12 protein-coding genes and 1 pseudogene are annotated in these 16,949 nt (G+C 76.3%); 5 read left to right on the top strand and 8 right to left on the bottom strand.

Features of this window, described 5'->3' with window-relative positions; genetic code table 11:
- Positions 1-79 precede the first annotated feature (79 nt).
- The 5 genes from L6E17_RS04255 (at position 80) to L6E17_RS04235 (ending at position 7,664) form a co-directional block, all read left to right on the top strand.
- A complete protein-coding gene (locus tag L6E17_RS04255) occupies positions 80-1,651 on the top strand; it encodes a pyridoxal-dependent decarboxylase (RefSeq protein WP_236239383.1) in 1,572 nt (523 codons plus the stop codon).
- A gap of 244 nt (positions 1,652-1,895) precedes the next feature.
- The gene (locus L6E17_RS04250; RefSeq protein WP_236239382.1) at positions 1,896-3,698 is read left to right on the top strand and encodes an IucA/IucC family siderophore biosynthesis protein; all 1,803 of its coding nucleotides are present in this window, start codon (positions 1,896-1,898) and stop codon (positions 3,696-3,698) included.
- Positions 3,695-4,507, top strand: coding sequence for an ABC transporter ATP-binding protein (locus L6E17_RS04245; RefSeq protein ID WP_236239381.1), 813 nt, complete (start codon positions 3,695-3,697; stop codon positions 4,505-4,507). The genes L6E17_RS04250 and L6E17_RS04245 overlap by 4 nt, the downstream gene beginning before the upstream one ends.
- A gap of 50 nt (positions 4,508-4,557) precedes the next feature.
- On the top strand, positions 4,558-5,568 hold the full coding sequence (locus L6E17_RS04240; protein WP_236239380.1) for an ABC transporter substrate-binding protein: 1,011 nt from the start codon (positions 4,558-4,560) through the stop codon (positions 5,566-5,568).
- Entirely contained in the window at positions 5,565-7,664 is a 2,100-nt protein-coding gene (locus L6E17_RS04235; RefSeq protein ID WP_236239379.1) for an iron ABC transporter permease, read from the top strand. Before L6E17_RS04240 ends, L6E17_RS04235 begins: the two co-directional genes overlap by 4 nt.
- Positions 7,665-7,761: 97 nt before the next feature.
- Here the strand turns inward: L6E17_RS04235 and L6E17_RS04230 are convergent, their stop codons facing one another.
- The 8 genes and pseudogenes from L6E17_RS04230 to L6E17_RS04190 all read right to left on the bottom strand — a co-directional run bounded on the left by L6E17_RS04230 (position 7,762) and on the right by L6E17_RS04190 (position 16,836).
- Positions 7,762-9,273, bottom strand: coding sequence for an SDR family oxidoreductase (locus L6E17_RS04230; RefSeq protein WP_236239378.1), 1,512 nt, complete (start codon positions 9,271-9,273; stop codon positions 7,762-7,764).
- A 460-nt stretch (positions 9,274-9,733) separates the two neighbouring features.
- Entirely contained in the window at positions 9,734-10,666 is a 933-nt protein-coding gene (locus L6E17_RS04220; protein WP_236239377.1) for a glutaminase, read from the bottom strand.
- A 186-nt stretch (positions 10,667-10,852) separates the two neighbouring features.
- Complete coding sequence (locus L6E17_RS04215; protein WP_236239376.1) at positions 10,853-13,015, bottom strand: xanthine dehydrogenase family protein molybdopterin-binding subunit; 2,163 nt, start codon at positions 13,013-13,015, stop codon at positions 10,853-10,855.
- A gap of 10 nt (positions 13,016-13,025) precedes the next feature.
- Positions 13,026-14,029: pseudogene (locus tag L6E17_RS04210) on the bottom strand (xanthine dehydrogenase family protein subunit M).
- The gene (locus L6E17_RS04205; RefSeq protein WP_236239375.1) at positions 14,026-14,598 is read right to left on the bottom strand and encodes a 2Fe-2S iron-sulfur cluster-binding protein; all 573 of its coding nucleotides are present in this window, start codon (positions 14,596-14,598) and stop codon (positions 14,026-14,028) included. Before L6E17_RS04205 ends, L6E17_RS04210 begins: the two are co-directional and overlap by 4 nt.
- Positions 14,599-14,675: 77 nt before the next feature.
- Positions 14,676-15,176, bottom strand: a complete 501-nt coding sequence (locus L6E17_RS04200; RefSeq protein WP_236239374.1) for a DUF5709 domain-containing protein — start codon at positions 15,174-15,176, stop codon at positions 14,676-14,678.
- 148 nt (positions 15,177-15,324) lie between these two features.
- On the bottom strand, positions 15,325-15,501 hold the full coding sequence (locus L6E17_RS04195; protein ID WP_236239373.1) for a hypothetical protein: 177 nt from the start codon (positions 15,499-15,501) through the stop codon (positions 15,325-15,327).
- A gap of 234 nt (positions 15,502-15,735) precedes the next feature.
- A complete protein-coding gene (locus tag L6E17_RS04190; protein WP_236239372.1) occupies positions 15,736-16,836 on the bottom strand; it encodes a glutamate--cysteine ligase in 1,101 nt (366 codons plus the stop codon).
- Between the last annotated feature and the right edge of the window lie 113 nt (positions 16,837-16,949).

Genomic DNA, 16,949 nt, shown 5'->3' with positions numbered 1-16,949 from the left:
GGGCTGACACCCGGAGCCCCGCACGAACCACCCCTGCCCCTGCCCGCCCCTCCCCGAGGGCCAACAGGAATGACCTGCCATGACGATGCCCGGTAGTGCCCTGTCCGGTCGGGCCGCGCGCCACGCGGCGACCCGCACGTCCGCGAACGCCCCGTCACCGCTGCTCGAACCCGATCTGCTCGCCGCCGCCCCCGCCGGCCTCGTCGAAGTCGGCCGGCTGGTCGGGGAACTCGCCCGGGAGGCGGCCGCCGGGCTGCGCCGCCGCGGCGGCCCGCTGCCCCCGCTGAGCCCGGAGGAGCTGACGTGCCTGGTGGACGAGCAGTTCCCCGACGGGCCGGTCCCGCGCACCGGCGGCGGCCGGGAGGCCGTGCTGGCGCTGGCCCGTGCCTGCGCCGAGACGACCGTGGACCTCTCCGACCCGAGGGCCGCCGCCCACCTCCAGCCGCCGTCGCTGGCCGTCGCCGCGGCCGCCGACGCGCTCGCCGGGGTCTTCAACGCGTCCGTCGACACCTGGGACTCCGGCCCGTACGCCGTGGAGATCGAGCGGCGGCTGGTCCGCGGCCTCGCCCGGCTCGCCGGCTACGGCCAGGACGGCGGCGGGGTGTTCACCTCCGGCGGCAGCGCGTCCAACCTGCAGGCCCTGCTCATAGCCCGCGACGCCGCCGCCGCGAAGCTGCGCGACGTGCGCGCCGCGGGACTGGCCGGGCTCGGCAGCGCGCCGCTGGTGTTCTGCTCGGAACTGGCGCACTTCTCCGTGGCCCGCGCCTGCGCCGTCCTCGGGCTCGGCGAGGAGGCGGTGCGGACCGTGCCGACCGACGACCGGCACCGGATGCGGCCGGAGGCACTGGACGCCGTGCTGCGCGCGGCGGACCGCGGAACGCACCTGCCGGTCGCCGTCGTCGCGACCGCGGGCACCACCGACTACGGCTCCGTCGACCCGCTGCCGGAGGTCGCGGCCGTGGCACGCGAGCACGGCGTGCGGCTGCACGTCGACGCGGCGTACGGCTGCGGCGCCCTGTTCTCGCGGCGGCTGCGGCCGCTGCTGGACGGCATCGAGGAGGCCGACACCGTCACGCTCGACCTGCACAAGACGGCCTGGCAGCCCGCGTCCGCCAGCGTCCTGCTGGCCCGGGACGCCGCCGACTTCACCGCGACCACCGGCCGGCGGGTGGCGTACCTCAACCCGGACGACGACGGGGAGGCGGGCTACGACGGGCTGCTGGGCCTGTCGCTGCAGACCACCCGCCGCGCCGACGCCCTGAAGGTCGCCGCCACGTTCCTCGCCCTCGGCACGGACGGCGTCGGGGCCATGCTGGACGCCTGCCACGACCTGGCCCGGCACGCGGAGGCGGCCGTCACGGCGCATCCGCGGCTGGCGCTCACCGCCGGGGCGACGCTGTCCACGGTCGTGTTCCGGTACGTCACCCGGGACCCGGCCGCGTCCGACCGCGTGAACGGGGCGCTGCGCCGCCGGCTGCTGCGCGCGGGCACGGCGCTGGTGGGCCGTACCGACGCGGCCGGGGACGGCGGGCCCGGCACCGTCCGCCTGAAGTTGACGCTGCTGAACCCGCAGGCCACGGCCGGCGACGTGGACGGGCTGCTCGCGGCCGTCGTCCGCGCCGGGCAGGCCGCGGAGGAGGACGCCGCGTGACGGGCGCCGCCGGGGCGCCGCGCGCTCCTCCGGGACGGCGCCGCCGCGCGCACCACGCGGTGGGCGCGCGGCGGGCCCGAGCGGCGTGCCCGAGCGGCATACGGGCCGCGTACCCGAGCGGTATACGGGCCGGGAAGGGCCCCGCCCCCTCCACCTCCACCCCATCCCTCCACCCCGTCCCTCCATCTCTCCATCCCTCCACAGGAACACCACCCCATCCCACCCACAGGAAGGTGTCCTCCGCATGACTGACGGCCACCCCGTCCCCGACCTCGCCGACGTGTCCCCCGAGTCCTGGCGCGAGGCCAACCGCAGGCTGCTCGCCAAGACCCTCTCCGAGTTCGCGTTCGAGGAGTTGATCACGCCCCGGGAGCTGGAGCAGCCGGGGCGCTACCGGGTCGACCTCGACAGCGGGGTGTCCTACGTCTTCGCCGCCGCGCGGGGCGCCCTCGGCTCGTGGCGGGTGGACGCGGACTCCGTGACGCGGGGCGCGGCCGGGCTGCTCGGCAACGAGATCGAGACCCCGGCGTGGGACGTGCAGCGGTTCCTCGTCGACTGCGCCGGGACGATAGGCACCGACGCGCCGACCCTCGGCATGTACCTCACGGAGCTGTCCGCGACCCTCGCGGTCGACGCGGCGCGGATCGAGCACGGCGGGCGCACGGCCGCCGAGCTGCGGCTGCTGGACCACGCCGAGCTGGAGTGCGCCATGACGGGCCACCCCACGCTGGTCGCCAACAAGGGCCGCATCGGCTTCTCCGCGACCGACGTGCGGGCCTACGCCCCGGAGTCGGAGCGGACCGTGGCCCTGCAGTGGGTCGCCGTGCACCGCGGCCTCGCCGAGTTCCGGGGCACCCCGGGCCTCAGCGAGCACGCCGTCGTCCGGCACGAGCTGGACGACCGCACCGCGGCCGCGTTCCGGGAGCGGATCGCCGCCGCGGGCGGCGACCCGGACGCGTACGTGTGGATGCCCGTGCACCCGTGGCAGTGGGACCACGCGGTGCAGGTGCTGTTCGCCGGGGAGGTGGCCCAGCGGCGGATCGTGCCGCTCGGCGAGAGCCCTGACAGCTACCTGCCGCAGCAGTCCGTGCGGACGATGACGAACGTGTCGGAGCGCGGCCGCTACGACGTCAAACTGCCCCTGAAGATCGTCAACACGCTGATCTGGCGCGGCATCCCGCCGCACTGCACGCAGGGTGCGCCGCTCACCACGCAGTGGCTGAAGGGGCTGCTGGAGAAGGACCCGCTGCTGCGCGACGAACTGCGGACGGTGTTCCTGGGCGAGGTCGCGTCGGTGACGGTCCGCCACCCCTACCTGGACCGGGTGCCGGACATGCCCTACCAGCACCTGGAGACGCTGGGCTGCATCTGGCGGGAGTCGGTGTCGTCGCGGCGCGACGAGGGCGAGCGGGTGCGCACCTTCGCCTCGCTGCTGCACGTCGACGAGCGCGGCACGTCGTTCGCGGCGGAGCTGGCCCGGGCGTCAGGGCTGGGCGCCGAGGAGTGGCTGTCGCGGCTGTTCGAGACGGTCATGCACCCGGTGCTGCACGTGATGTACACGTACGGCATCACCTTCAACCCGCACGGCCAGAACACCCTCATCGGCTACGACGAGCAGGAGGTGCCGCGCCGGCTGTTCCTGAAGGACTTCGTCGACGACGTGTCCGTGTCGCACACGCCCGTGCCGGAGCGGGGCCCGGAGCCCGACGGCCACGACCACGTGCTGCCCCGCAAGAACCCGGTGGTGATCCGCCAGCATGTCGTGGACCAGCTCCTGCTGGGCCACTTCCGCTACCTGGCGCCGCTCGCCGCCGCGCAGTTGGGCGTGGACGAGAAGCGGTTCTGGCGGCTGGTGCGGCAGGCGGTCGTGTCGTACCAGAAGCGGTTCCCGGACCGGAAGGACCGCTTCGCGGAGTACGACATGCTCGCCGCCGAGTTCCCGCGCTACCCGTTCAACACCGACCGGCTCGTCGTCACCCGCTATGTCGACCGGGCCCTACGCCACGCGCTGCGGCCCAACGGCACCGTCCCCAACCCGCTGTCATGAGCGTCGGGATCAGTGCCTCGGACCTCACCCTCGGGCACGGCGGTGCGCCCGTCGCCCGCGGCATCAGCGTGGCGCTCGCGCCCGGGGAGGTGACGGCGCTCGTCGGCCCCAACGGCTCCGGCAAGTCGACGCTGCTGCGGGCGCTGGCGCGGCTGCACACCCCCGACGCCGGGCAGATCGTGCTGGACGGCCGGGCCCTCGGCTCGTACCGGCCGCGGGAACTGGCCAGGAAGCTGAGCTTCCTGACGCAGGCCCCGATCGTGCCCGCCGGGGTGACCGTGGAGGAGCTCGTCGCCTACGGGCGCCACCCGCACCAGGGGCTGCTGGCCCGCGGGAGCGGCGACGGCGACCGGGAGGCCGTCGCGTGGGCGCTGGACGCCACCAACCTGCGGCCGCTGGCCGAGCGGACCCTGGACCGGCTGTCCGGGGGCGAGCGGCAGCGGGCGTGGATCGCGATGGCCCTGGCCCAGCGCACCGGGCTGCTGCTGCTCGACGAGCCCACCACGTACCTCGACATCCGCTACCAGATCGAGGTGCTGCGGCTGGTGCGGCGGCTGGCCGACGAGCACGGCATCACCGTGGCGGTGGTGCTGCACGACCTGAACCAGGCCGCCGCGTTCTCCGACGCGATGGTCGTGCTGGCGGACGGCCGGATCGTGGCGACCGGCCCGCCCGGGGAGGCGCTGACGGAGGACACCGTCCGCACGGCCTTCCGGATCGACACCACCGTCACCCGGGACCCCCGCACCGGGGTGCCGACCTGCCTGCCGACCTGGCGAGAGCCGTCGGCGGCCGCCGCGGCCCCGTGAGCACCACCCGCCCCCGTACGACGCACCACCGGACGAAGGAGCCCCAGCCCATGCGTACCCCACCCAGGGCCGCCCGTGCCCTCACCGCCCTGTTCGCCGCCGCGGCGCTCGCCGTCACCGCCGCCGGCTGCGGGTCCGCCGCCGAGGAGGCGGGGGGCGGCGCCCCCCGGAAGGCCCCCGGCGGGAAGGAGGCGGCCTCCGGCCCGCTCACCGTCACCCACCTGAAGGGCACCACCACCCTGGAGGAGCCCGCCACCCGGGTCGTCGCCCTGGAGTGGACCTACGCCGAGGACCTGCTCGCCCTCGGGGTGTCCCCGGCCGGGGTCGCCGACATCAAGGGCTACGACCAGTGGGTCACCGGCGGCCCGCGCCTCGCGCCGTCCGTCAAGGACGTCGGCACCCGGCAGGCGCCCAGCCTGGAGACCGTGAAGGCGCTGAAGCCCGACCTGATCATCACCTCCAAGGTGCGCTCCGAGGCCAACTACGACCAGCTCGACGACATCGCGCCGACCCTGATGTTCGATCCGTACTCGGCCGAGGGCGAGTACCAGGAGATGCGGTCGACGCTGGAGAAGATCGGCACCGCCGTCGGCCGGCAGGAGGCCGCCGGCGCCGCCCTCAAGGAGCTCGACGGCAAGATCGCGGCGGCCCGGAAGCGGCTCGCCGACGCGCAGCGCGACGGCGCCGAGGTGACCGTCGCCCGCGGCTACACCACGGACGGCGCCGCGGTCGTGGAGGTGCTCACCGACTCCACCATCCCGGGCGGGCTGCTGCCGCAGCTGGGGCTGCGCAACGCCTGGGCCGGGAAGGCCGACGCGTACGGCATGAGCAAGGTCGACATCGAGGGCCTGAAGCCGGTCGAGAAGTCGAGCCTGCTGTACGTGGCGGCGAAGGACGACGACGTGTTCGCGACGGCCCTGCCGAAGAACGCGCTGTGGCGGAACCTGGACTTCGCGAAGGGCGGGCGGGTGCACGCCCTCGACCCGGGGACGTGGTTCTTCGGCGGGCCGTTCTCCACCGCGCTGGTCGCCGACGAGATCGCGGACGCGCTCACGTCATGACGGGCGTCGCGACCCGTCCCGCGGACGGCGGGACATCCGCCGCCCGCGGCGGAGTGAAGGGCCGCACCGGGGGGCCGCGGCGCCTCCCGGGCGGCCCGGCCCTGGTCCTGCTCGGCGGGGTGCTCGTCCTGCTGCTCGTGGCGAGCGCCCACCTCGGGCACGGCCGCAGCGACGTCGGCCTCACCGACCTGCTCGGGCTGCTGGCGGGCGGGGACGACGCCGACGCCCGCTCGGTGCTGCTGGGCGGTCGGCTGCCGCGCACCCTGGCCGGGCTGGTGGCGGGCGCGGCGCTGGCCGTCGCCGGATGCCTGCTCCAGTCGTCGGTGCGCAACGCGATGGCGTCGCCGGACACCCTCGGTGTGACCGCGGGCGGGTACCTGGCGGTGACGGTCACCGCGGTCACCGGCTTCTCGCTGGGCGACGTGCCGCGCGGCGCGGTGGCGTTCGCCGGGGGGCTGCTCGCGGCGGCGCTCGTGTATACGGTGGCGGGCGGCGCACGGGGCCGCCCCGCGCACCTGGTGCTGGCCGGGATGTCGGTGATGCTGGCGCTGACGAGCGTGACGGCGGTGCTGGTGGTGCTCTTCCAGGAGGAGACCGGCGCGGTCTTCTTCTGGGGGCACGGCTCGCTCGCGGTGGCCGACAGCGCCCGCTCGCTGGCCGTCCTGCCGCTGCTGGCGGCGGGGCTGCTGGGCGGGCTGCTGATGGCCCGCACCCTGGACATCCTCGCCACCGGCGACGACACGGCCCGTGCCCTCGGGGTCGACGTGGGCCGGGTGCGGCTGACGGCCGTGGTGCTGTCGGTGCTGCTGACGGCGTGCGCGGTGTCGGTGACCGGCCCGATCGGCTTCGTCGGGCTGGCGGCGCCCCACCTCGTGCGGCTGGCGGGGGTGCGGCGGCATGCCGCGCTGCTGCCGGGCGCGGCCCTGTGGGGCGCGGCGCTGCTGCTGGCCGCGGACCTGCTGGCCCGGGTGACGTCGCCGACCGGCAACGAAGTGCCCGCGGGCGTGGTGACGGCGCTCTTCGGGGCGCCGCTGTTCCTGTGGCTGGCGCGGCGGCTGCCCTCGGAGCCGGCCGCCCCGGGCACGGTCATGCCGGGGCGGCGGGGGCGGCGGCTGCCGTACCCGCCGCTGCTGGCGGGCGGCGCGGCGCTGGTGTGCGCCCTGCTGGCGGCGGGTCTGGCGCTCGGCGACATCGGGGTGCCGCCCGGGCAGCTGCCGCGGTTCCTGGTGGGCGGCGGTGACGAGCTGCTGCGCGGGGTGGTGCTGGAGTACCGGCTGCCGCGGCTGCTGGTGGCGGCGCTCGCCGGGGCGCTGCTCGCGGTGGCGGGCGGCATCGTGCAGACGGTGTCGCGCAACCCGCTGGCGGACCTGACGGTGATGGGGGTGAGCGGCGGTGCCGGCTTCGGTGCGGCGCTGGTGCTGGTGGCGCTTCCGTCGGTGCCGTACGCGGCGCTGCCGTTCGCGGCGCTGCTGGGCGGCACGGCGGCGTTCGCGCTGACGTACGGGCTGTCGCTGCGCCGCGGGTCGGTGGCGCCGGAGCGCCTCGTCCTGGTCGGCATCGGCACGTTCGCGCTGACGACGGCGGCGACGAACTACCTGGTGACGGGGGCCCGTTTCCAGGTGGCGCAGGCGCTGACGTGGCTGTCGGGGTCGACGTACGCGCGGGACACCACGGATCTGGCGGTGCTGGCGGTGGCGGCGGCGGTCGGGGTGCCGCTGCTGCTGGTGGCGTTCCGCCGCCTCGACCTGCTGGCGCTCGGCGAGGACACGCCCCGGACGCTGGGCCTCCCCTTGGAGCGGGCCCGGCTGGCGGTGCTGCTGCTGGCGGTGGCGATGGCGGCGGCCGCGGTGGCGGTGGTGGGCACGGTGGCGTTCGTCGGCCTGGTGGCGCCGCACGCGGCGCGCATGCTGGTGGGGTCGCGGGCGCACCGTCTGCTGCCGGCGGCGGGGCTGCTGGGGGCGGCGCTGATGATCGCAGCGGACACGGTGGGCCGGACCGCGATCGCCCCGGCGGAGATCCCGTCGGGGCTGCTGGCGGCGCTGATCGGCACGCCGTACTTCGTGTGGCAGCTGCGCCGGGGCAACCGCGCCCGCTGAGGTGCCGGGCGGCCCGCGGGCTGCCTGCACTGGGCGGGTCCGCCCGGCCGACCGCCGGGCGGGTCCGCGCGCCGGGGCGCGCCGAAGGCCGTGCCCGTCAGGGGGCGGCCCCGGGGGCGTGCCCGGTGGCGGCGCGGGTGATGTTGCGGGCCATGCCGCCGAACACGGTCGCGTGGAAGGGGGAGACGCCCCACCAGTACGCGTGCCCGAGCAGCCCGTGCGGGTGGAACAGGGCGCGCTGGCGGTAGCGGGTGCGCCCCCGGCCGTCCTGCTCGGCGTACATCTCCAGCCACGCCAGGCCGGGCAGGCGCATCTCGGCGCGCAGCCGCAGCAGCCGGCCGGGGTCGATCTCCTCGACGCGCCAGAAGTCCAGGGAGTCGCCGACGCGCAGCCGGTGGGCGTCGCGGCGGCCGCGCCGCAGCCCCACGCCGCCGAAGAGGCGGTCCAGCCAGCCGCGCACCGCCCAGGCGAGCGGGAAGGAGTACCAGCCGTTGTCGCCGCCGATGCCCTCGATGACCCGCCACAGCTGCTGCGGGGTGGCGTCGACGGTCCGCTCCCGCTCGTCGGTGTAGAGGGTGCCGCCGGCCCAGTCGGGGTCCGTGGGCAGCGGGTCGCTGGGGGCTCCGGGGACGGCGGCGTTCGACCAGCGGGTGGCGACGCGCGCCTCGCGGACCTGCCGCAGGGCGAGTTCCAGGGCCTGGTCGCAGCCGAGGGGGTGGCCGGGCGGGTCGGGGACGTACCGGGCGAGGTCGTGTTCCCGGCAGACGACCTCGTGGCGCAGCGAGTCGGCGAGGGGCCGGGCGATCCCGGCCGGCACGGGGGTGACGAGGCCGATCCACAGGCTGGACAGCCGCAGGGTCAGGACGGGCACGGGCACGATCAGCCGCCGCGGCAGCCCGGCGACGGCGGCGTACCGCTGCATCAGGCCGCGGTAGGTGAGGACGTCGGGGCCGCCGATGTCGAAGGTGCGGTTGACGTCCGGCGGGAGTTCGGCGCTGCCGACGAGGTACCGCAGGACGTCCCGGACGGCGACCGGCTGGATGCGGGTGCGGACCCAGCGGGGCGCGACCATGACGGGCAGCCGCTCCGTCAGGTACCGCAGCATCTCGAACGACGCCGAGCCGGAGCCGAGGATCACGGCGGCGCGCAGCACGGCGGTGGGGACGCCGGAGCCGAGGAGGATCCTGCCCACCTCGGCCCGGGACCGCAGGTGCGGGGAGAGCCGCTCCTCGGGGACGCCCGCGGGGGTGAGGCCGCCGAGGTAGACGATGCGGCGGACGCCGCCCTCGCGGGCGGCCTGCCCGAAGAGGCGGGCGGCCCGGCGGTCGGTGTCCTCGAAGCGGCGGCCGGTGCCGAGGGCGTGGACGAGGTAGTACGCGATGTCGGCGCCGCGCAGCGCCTCGCCGAGGGACCGCTCGTCGGTGACGTCGCCGCGCACCACCTCGACGCGGCCCGCCCACGGGTGGTCGCGGAGCTTCTCCGGGGAGCGGGCCAGGCAGCGGACGCGGTAGCCGGCCTCCAGCAGCTCCGGCACCAGCCGCCCGCCGATGTAGCCGCTGGCACCTGTCACCAGGCACAGGGGGCCGGTCGGGTTCTCCGGTGTGCTCATGGGGCCTCCTGTTCGCGCTCGCCGCAGGTGTCCAGCGTCGCCGCTCGGCGCGCCGTCCGCACGGGGACACGCGCGGCCCACGCGGCGGGTGTGGCGGCGGGAGCCGTCGGGGGTGGTGCGGTGGGGGCGGTGTGGATGGTGCGCCGGGTGCGGTCGGGACGGCGGGCGCGGCGGCGGTGGGACGGGCGGTCGGCGCGACGGGGCAGGGCGTCCGGCGGCAGGGAGCCGGAGGAGCAACGGGCCTGACGGCGGCAGGACATCCGGGCGCCGGCAGAGGGCCGCAGCGGCAGGCGCCCGGCGGCAGCAGGACCCACCGCGACAGCTAAACCCGCCACGGCAGCAGGACCCACCGCGGCAGCGAAACCCACCGCGGCAGCGAAACCCGCCACGGCAGTGGGACCCACCGCGGCAGCGGGACCCACCGCGGCAGCGGGACCCACCGGGGCGGCGGGTCCCGGGGTCAGAACACCGACAGCCCCGTCAGGGTGGTGAAGCGGTCGAGGGCGGCGACGCCCGCGACGGAGTTGCCGCGCTCGTCGAGGCCCGGGCTCCACACGCACAGGGTGCAGCGGCCGGGGACGACGGCGATGATGCCGCCGCCGACGCCGCTCTTGCCGGGCAGCCCGACGCGGTAGGCGAAGTCGCCCGCGGCGTCGTAGGTGCCGCAGGTCAGCATCACGGCGTTGACCTGCTTGGCCTGGCTGCGGGTGAGCAGCGAGGAGCCGTCGGCGCGGATGCCGTGCCGGGCCAGGAAGGACGCGGCCAGGGCGAGGTCGGCGCAGGACGCCTCCAGCGAGCACTGCCGGAAGTACTGGTCCAGCAGGTCCGGCACCGGGTTGGCGATGTTGCGGTAGGAGGCCATGAAGTAGGCCAGGGCCGCGTTGCGGTCGCCGTGGGCGGCTTCGGAGGAGGCGACCTGCCGGTCGAAGTCCAGGTCCGGGTTGCCGCTTTCGGCGCGCAGGAAGGCGCGCAGGGTGCCGGCGGCGTCGCCGGTGAGGCTCTGGAGGCGGTCGGTGACGACGAGGGCGCCGGCGTTGATGAAGGGGTTGCGGGGGATGCCGTTCTCGTACTCCAGCTGCACGAGGGAGTTGAAGGGGTTGCCGGAGGGTTCGCGCCCGACGTGCTCCCACAGTGCCTCGCCCTCCAGGGAGAGGGCGAGGGCGAGGGTGAACGCCTTGGTGATGGACTGCGTGGAGAACGGGGTCCGCCAGTCGCCGACGCCGTAGACGGTGCCGTCGAGTTCGGCGACGGCCATGCCGAAACGGCGGGGGTCGACGGCGGCGAGTGCCGGGATGTAGTCGGCGGGGCGGCCCCGGCCCGGGGTGGCGGCGATGTCGGCCGCGATCTGTTCGAGGACGGGCAGGAAGGCGGTCGGGGCCACGGGCGTGCTCACTCCGGCGTGTGCGTAGTTCTGTTCGATCTCGCCCCTATTGTGCACGTGGGCCGCGGGGACGCCCCGCCGGTCGGCCCGCGGCGCCGGACCCCGCTCCCGTCCGTGCGGGCGGGGCCCGCCTGGAGCCGCCCGCGGCGCCGGACCCCGGTCCCGGCCGTGCGGGCGGGCCCGCCCCGCTGCGCGGGCTCAGCCGCCGAGCCCTGCGCCGGGGGCGCGGGCCGCGGCCTCCAGGGCGGGCAGCACCCGGTCGGGCGTGAGGGGCAGTTCGTGGAAGCGGATGCCGGTGGCGTGCCGGACGGCGTTGCCGAGCGCGGCGGCCGCGCCGACGATGCCGAGCTCGCCGATGCCCTTGCTGCCCATGGGGTTGAGGAGTCCGTCGTCCTCGTCGATCCAGTGGGCCTGGAGGTCGGCGGGCACGTCCGCGTGGGTGGGCACGTGGTAGGAGGCCAGGTCGCTCTCGGCGAAGTCGCCGTGGGCGGCGTCCATGGTGCTGTGCTCCGTCAGGGCCATCCCGAGGCCCATGACCATGCCGCCGGTCAACTGGGAGCGCGCGGTGCGCGGGTTCAGGATCCGCCCGGCGGCGAACACGCCGAGCATGCGGCGGGCGCGGACCTCGCCGGTGACGGTGTCGACCTGCACCTCGGCGAACTGGGCGCCGAAGGCGTGCCGTGCGTACGGGGGCGTGCGGCGGGCCTCGGCGCCGGTGTCGGCGGTGGCGGTGAGGCCCTCGTCGGGGAGCGGGCCGTCGTGGGCGGCGAGGAGCGCGGCGAGTCCGGTGGCGGCCTTGTGGACGGCCCAGCCCCAGGAGGCGGTGCCGGAGGAGCCGCCGGCGAGCGGGGCGCGGGGCAGCCGGGTGCTGCCGATCTCGATGCGCACGGCGTCCAGCGGCACGCCCAGCACCTCGGCGGCGATCTGCGCGAGGACGGTGCGGGCGCCGGTGCCGATGTCGGTGGCGTTGGTCCGGACGGTGCGGGTGCCGTCGGGGTGGGCGGTGACGGACGCGGCCGACGGGGAGACGTACGCGGGGTAGGTGGCGGCGGCGACGCCGGTGCCGATGAGCAGGTCGCCCTCGCGGCGGGCGGCGGGGCGCGGGTCGCGGTGGTGCCAGCCGAAGCGGCGGGCGCCCTCGCGCAGGCAGTCGACGAGGTGGCGGCTGCTGAAGGGGCGGCCGCTGTCCGGCTCGACGGCGGGCTCGTTGCGCACGCGCAGCTCGACGGGGTCCATGCCGAGGGCGTCCGCGAGCTCGTCCACGGCGGATTCCAGGGCGTACATGCCGGGGGTCTCGCCGGGGGCGCGCATCCAGGAGGGGGTGGGCACGTCGAGGGGGACGACGCGGTGGGTGGTGAGGCTGTGCGGCGAGCCGTACATGACGCGGGAGGGGACGGCGGCCTGTTCGACGAACTCGCTGATGCGGGAGGTGTGGGTGAGGACCTCGTGGCTGAGTGAGACGAGGGTGCCGTCGCGTTCCGCGCCGAGGCGCAGCCGGTGCAGGGTGGGCGCGCGGTGGCCGGTCACGGTCGGCAGGTGCCGCCGGGGCAGGGCGAGTTTGACGGGGCGGCCGGTGCGGATGGCGGCCATGGCGGCGAGGACGGCGTGGGGGCGGGTGGTTCCCTTGCTGCCGAAGCCGCCGCCGACGTGCTCGGCGACGACGGTGACCCGGTCCTCGGGCAGCCCGAACAGCGCGGCGAGCACCGCCCGCACGGTGCCGGTGCCCTGGCAGGAGTCGTAGACGGTGAGTCGGCCGCCGGCGAAGTGGGCGGTGGCCGCGTGCGGCTCCATGGGGTGGTTGTGCAGGGGCGGCAGCCGGTGGCGGGTGTCGACGCGCACCGGCGCGGCGGCGAAGGCGGCGGCCGCGTCGCCGCGCCGGCGGTGGGCGGGGTGGCCGCCGTTGACCTCGTCCGGTGTGTACGTCTCGGGGTGGTCCTCGGCGAGGACGACGTCGTGCGGCTCCGGTTCGTCGCCGTGGTCGGCGCAGGTGACGCGGACGGCGGCAGCGGCGGCGCGCGCGTCCTCCAGGGTGTCGGCGACCGCGAGGGCGACGTACCAGCCGCGGTGCGGGACGGTGTCGTACTGGAGGACGTCGAGGGCGGGGTCGTCGGGCGGGACGGCGAAGCGGGGCGCGTCGAACGGGGTGAGGACGGTGAGGACCCCCGGCAGGGCCAGCGCGTCGGCGGTGTCGACGGAGGTGAGCCTGCCGCAGGTGACCCCGGCGGCCACGGGCCAGGCGTAGGCGCAGCCAGGCGGGGTGTGCTCGGCGGCGTAGCGGGCGGCGCCGGTGACCTTGGCCCGGCCTTCCAGGCGCTCGGCGGGCGCGCCGAGGACGGTGCGGCGCGGCGGCTGGTCGGCCATGGCGGTCCTCTCAGGGGCGGGGGCGGCGGGTGCCGGCGAGGTCGGCGAGGACGGCCGCGCCGAGGCGCCGCGCGAGGGCGGGTTTGCAGGCGTTGTCGCGGAGCGGCTCGGCGGCGGCCAGTTCGTCGGCGAGGGCCCGGTCGACGGCGTCGGCGGTCGGGGCGGCGCCGAGCAGGGCGGCCTCGGCGCGGCGGGCCCGCCACGGCCGGTGGGCGAGCCCCCGAAGGCGAGGGCCACGTGCCGCACGGCCCCGTGCTCGTCGAGGTCGAGGACGGCGGCGGCGGAGACGAGGGCGAAGGCGTACGAGGCGCGGTCGCGGACCTTGCGGAACGCCGACGCCCGCCCGGCGACGGCCCCGGGCAGCAGCACGCCGGTGACGAGTTCGCCGGGCTCGATGACGGTGTCGCGCTCCGGGTGGTCACCGGGCAGCCGGTGGAAGTCCGCCGCGGGCACGCTGCGGGCCGTCCCGCCGGGGCCGCGCAGTTCCACGTCGGCGTCGCAGGCGGCGAGCGCCACGGCGACGTCGGAGGGGTGGGTGGCGATGCAGTGCGCGGAGTGCCCGAGCACGGCGTGGTCGCGGTGGACGCCGTCCCGTGCGCCGCAGCCGCTTCCGGGTGAGCGCTTGTTGCAGGGCTTGGACAGGTCCTGGAAGTACGGGCAGCGGGTGCGCTGCAGGAGGTTCCCGCCGAGGGTGGCGGTGTTGCGCAGCTGGCCGGAGGCGCCGGCGAGCAGGGCCCGTGACACGGCGGGGTAGCGGGCGCGGACCAGGGGGTGGGCGGCGAGGTCGCTGCCCCGCACGGCGGCGCCGATCCGCAGCCCGCCGTCGCCGGTCTCCTGCACGTCGTCCAGCGGCAGCCGGCCGACGTCGACGAGGAGGTCGGGCTGCTCGACGCCGAGCTTCATCAGGTCGACGAGGTTGGTGCCGCCCGCGAGGTAGCGGGCGCCGGTCCGGCCGCCGTGGGCGGCGGTGGCCTCCTCGACGCTGCGGGCGCGGACGTACGCGAAGGGCTTCACCGCGCCACGTCCTCGACGGCTTGCACGATGTGGGGGTAGACGCCGCAGCGGCACAGGTTGCCGCTCATCCGCTCCCGGATCTCGTCGGGCGTCAGGGTGACGGCGCCCTGCGCGGGCGGCGCGTCGGCGGGGGTGGCGTGCGAGGGGTGGCCCGCGGCGGCCTCGGAGAGCACGCCGGCGGCGGAGCAGAGCTGCCCGGGCGTGCAGTAGCCGCACTGGAAGGCGTCGCGGTCGAGGAACGCCCGCTGGAGCGGGTGCAGCGCGCCGTCGGGTGCGGCGAGCCCCTCCACGGTGGTGACGTGCCGCCCGTCCTGGGCGACGGCCAGGAGGAGGCAGCTGTTGGCGCGGCGCCCGTCGACGAGGACGGTGCAGGCCCCGCACTGGCCGTGGTCGCAGCCCTTCTTGGCGCCGGTCAGCCCGAGCTGCTCGCGCAGCAGGTCGAGGAGGGTGGTGCGGTGGTCGACGGTGAGGGCGCGGGCGCTGCCGTTGACGGTGAGGGCGACGGCGGACCGGTACGGGTCCGGGTCGGCCACCGCGGGTTCCTGCGGGTGCGGGGTGCTCGGCTGCACGGTGCGGGGCCTTCCTGGGGGTCGGGGCGGGGCGCGGCGGGGGCTCGGCCGCGGGCGGGGCGTCGGCGCCCGGCGGCTCAGAGCGCCTCGTCCTCGCCGTCCGCGGGCACCTCGTGCATGGCGGCCTCCTCCGCGGAGGCGGCGCCGCCGTTGACGCCGACGTCCCGGCCGACCACGTCCTTCTCGGTGTCCTCGCGGACGCCCTCGTCGGGGGCGACCAGCCGTCCGGAGCGCCGCCGGCCGACCTGGTCGTCGTACGGCTCGCCCATGCCGCCCGGGAGGTCGCCGATCCCGTCCGGGAGCGCCTCCGGTCCGGTGGGCGGCTGGGTGGTGTCGGGTTCCTCCTCGGCGAGCCGCTGGTCGAGCGACTCCCCTTCCCGCTGCTCACGCGCGGTGGTGCCGTGGTGCCCGACGCCCAGCGGCCGCTCCGGCGGGGAGTAGCCCTCCTCGTACGGGCCGGCGGCCCGGTCCATGAGGGTGTCCTCCTCGTCCAGGATGCCGTGGTCCTCCCTGACCTCCCGGTCGTCGGTGGTGTCGGGCTGGTAGACCTGGTCGCCCATCGTCTCTTCGGTTCCCATGGCTGGCTCCCGTGTGCTGCTCGGTCCGCCGTCGGTTCGCCCTGCTCGCGTATCCAGCCTGAGCCAGGTCACACCTCCCGGCACCCCGGGCACCCGGCAACCGGGCGACGCGGGCGCCCGTCGGAGGCCGCCCGGCGGGGGCCGGCGCTCAGGAGGTCTCGGTGAGTTCCCGCGGCCTGCCCGGGAGGTCCCAGCTCAGGGCGCGGTCGGCCTGCTCACGGGTGCGCTCGGCCAGGGCGCGGACCTCGTTCAGGACGTCGCCCAGCTCCTCGACCACCTGGTCGTAGATGGGCGAACCGGAACGGTGAGGGGTCTGCGGGGACATGCGGGACTCCTGGAGGAAATTCGGGAATGCTGGGGCGCGGGGCGGCCGGGGCCGCGGTCCGCGCGGCCGTACGCCTGCCCGGGGAGCCGTCCGGCCATGCTGTGGCATATCCCACTGCCCCCTGCACGGGGCGTCCGCCCGCCTGGAGGACCCGGCGCGGGAGTGCCCGCGCGGCCGGTCGCCGCGGCGCGCGGGCACGTGCCGGGGCGCGGCCCCGGCTGCGTACGTCCCGGGTCAGCGCACCCCTTCCTGCGTGCGCCGCACGCACTCCGCGACGACCGCGCCCAGGTCCCCGTGCCGGCGCAGCAGCCGCCGCTGGACGTGGGCGCCGGTACCGCCGCTCATGAGGTCGTCCAGCGCCTTGCGGGCGTGGGCGAGGTCGCCGTTGTCGTCGAGGGCGGCCTCCACGTGGTGGAAGAGCGCCTGGACGACCCGTTCCGCGGGGGCCGGGCGCATGGTGGCCGGATGGATGAGCTCGTCGTCGAGGCCGGACCGCCCGGCCCGCCAGGACGCGGCCCGCAGCAGTCCGATGCCGTGCCGGGCAGGGGGCCGGCCCTCGCGCCACTCGCGGGCGGCGGTGTCGACGAGCGCGCGCACGAGCGTGGCCACGAGCACGGTGGTGGAGGCGTCGAGGCACACGTCCGCGGCGCGGATCTCCACGGTCGGGTAGCGGCTCGACAGCCGGGCGTCGAAGTAGATCATCCCTTCGTCCTGGAGGACCCCGGTCGACAGGAGGTCGCGCACCTGCTGGTGGTAGCCGTCCGCGGAGCCGAAGAGCTCCACCGGTCCGGCCGAGGGCCAGCGGTTCCAGACGCGGCTGCGGTAGCTGGCGTACCCGCTGTCGTCCCCCTGCCAGAACGGCGAGTTGACGCTGAGCGCCAGCAGCACCGGGAGCCAGGGCCGGACGCGGTCGAGGACGCCGACGCCCTCCTCGTCCGAGGCGACGGACACGTGGACGTGGCAGCCGCAGGTGAGCTGTTCGCGCGCAGTGAGGCCGAAGTGCTCCTCGATCCACTGGTAGCGCTTGTCCTCGGTGAGCGCGGGCCGCACGGGCAGCGGCGAGGTCGCCAGCGCGACGACGGCCGCGCCCGCCTCCGCGGCGAAGGCGGCGGCCTCCGCGCGGCAGCGCTCGATGTCGGCGGCCAGTTCGGCCATGGCGGTCTGGGGGTGTGTCCCGAACTCCAGCTGGTGGCCCTGCAACTCCTTCGTGAAGGCGTGTGCCCTGCCCTCGTTCCGTCTGGCCGCTACGGCCAGTACCGCTGTGGAGAGTGCGCGGGGCTCTCCCGTCCGCGGGTCCACGAGGAGGAGTTCCTCCTCCACTCCGACACTGCGCAAAGGAACCCGCCTTTCCGATCGCATCCTGAGAGGGACAACTGACGGAACTGCCGGACGTGCTGAACGCTGGTGCGGTCGTGCTGGACGCACCATCATCCCTGGTGCCGCGGTCG

Source organism: Streptomyces sp. CC228A, from assembly GCF_021390935.1.
GTDB lineage: Bacteria > Actinomycetota > Actinomycetes > Streptomycetales > Streptomycetaceae > Streptomyces.
This window is presented reverse-complemented; position numbering and strand designations above follow the sequence as displayed.